At 34.0% G+C, this 1,673-nt stretch carries 1 protein-coding gene; it reads right to left on the reverse strand.

The window, feature by feature from the left end:
- Positions 1 to 35 precede the first annotated feature (35 nt).
- A partial coding sequence (locus tag HG1285_RS02520; RefSeq protein ID WP_008289108.1) for an efflux RND transporter permease subunit occupies positions 36 to 1,673 on the reverse strand: 1,638 nt, incomplete at its 5' end.

Genomic DNA, 1,673 nt, shown 5'->3' on the forward strand with positions numbered 1-1,673 from the left:
ATACTGCTGATAATATTAAATATAGGAGGGTATAATTAAGCAAACAACCCTTTTCTTTTAAGCTCCCACTTTTTAGCTATTGCATATATAGATGGAACTATTATAAGTGTAAGAACAGCAGCAGATACAACACCTCCTATCATTGGAGCTGCTATTCTCTGCATTACTTCAGAGCCTACACCTGTAATATACATTAAAGGAATCAGTCCTGCCAAAATTGCTGAAACAGTCATCATTATTGGTCTTACCCTTAAAGCTGCTCCTTCATGAATTGCCTGTTTGAAATGGCTGTCGTCTATCTTTCCGTGAAGGTTTAAATATTTTTTAACTGCTTCCTCTAAATAAACTATCATAACTATCGCTGTTTCTGTTGCAACACCAAGGAGTGCTAAAAATCCAACTACAACAGCTATACTCATATTAAAGTTTAGATAATCTATATACCACAAGCCTCCAAGCATGGCAAAAGGAAGTGAAAGCATTACTATAAGTGTATTTTTAATATCTTTAAAGGTTATATAAACGAGGAGGAATATTATTAAAACTGCCAGAGGTACTATAAATTTGAGTCTTTCTTTTGCATGCTCTAAGTACTGACTCTGTCCTGCCCATTCTATAAAATATCCAGGTGGAATATGGACATTTGCAAGAACTTTCTTCGCTTTATTTACATACTCTTCAGGTGTTATATTTTGCTGTGGAGTAATATATATAAATACAACTTTCATACCTTTTTCTGATTTTATTACAGATGGAGCTTCTGCATAGTAAACATCCGCTATATCTTTTAAAAGAACCCCTCTGTTTAAAGGTGTAGGAATTACTATATTTTTTATAGCTTCAATGTTATTTCTATAATCATAAGGAAATCTTATAAGCATTGGGTATCTTTCAAGCCCTTTATAAATCGTTGAAATAGGCATTCCACCTACTGCTGTTTGTATAACAGTTTCAACATCATCTGTTGTAAGTCCGTATCTTGCAAGTTTTTCTTTCTTAATATCAATGTTTAAGAAATACCCCTGAGCTACTCTATCAGCAAAAACTGATAAACTTTCAGGCATTTTTTGAAGCTCTTTTTCTATTTTTGTAGCAACTTCCTGCAGTTTGTTAATGTCATCTCCATAAAGTTTTATACCAAGAGGAGTTCTTATCCCTGTAAGGAGCATGTCAATTCTTCCTCTGATTGGATATGTCCAGCTGTTTGTAAGTCCGGGAACTTTAAGCTTCATTTCCATTTCATTCATTAGCTTTTCATATGTCATGCCTGGTCTCCAGTACTCTTTTGGTTTAAAGGTTATTATTGTTTCTATCATAGATAGAGGGGCTGGGTCTGTTGCTGTTTCCGCTCTACCTGCTTTACCGAAAACCGTATCAACTTCTGGAAAAGATGCGATTATTTTGTCTGTAAGCTGGGTTAGATTTTTTGCCTCATCTGCAGAAATACCAAAAGGTGTAACTGGCATATACATGAATGTCTGCTCATTTAACATAGGCATAAATTCCCACGAGATTTTTTTGTATAAAGGATATGCAAAGCCTATTGCAATAATTGTAAGCAGTACTATCAGGTATCTAATTTTTAAAGAAATTTTTATTACAGGAGTGTAAAGTCTTATTAATATCCAGTTTAAAGGGTTTTTATGTTCAGGAATAATATGCCCTCTTATAAA

The organism is Hydrogenivirga sp. 128-5-R1-1, from assembly GCF_000171895.1.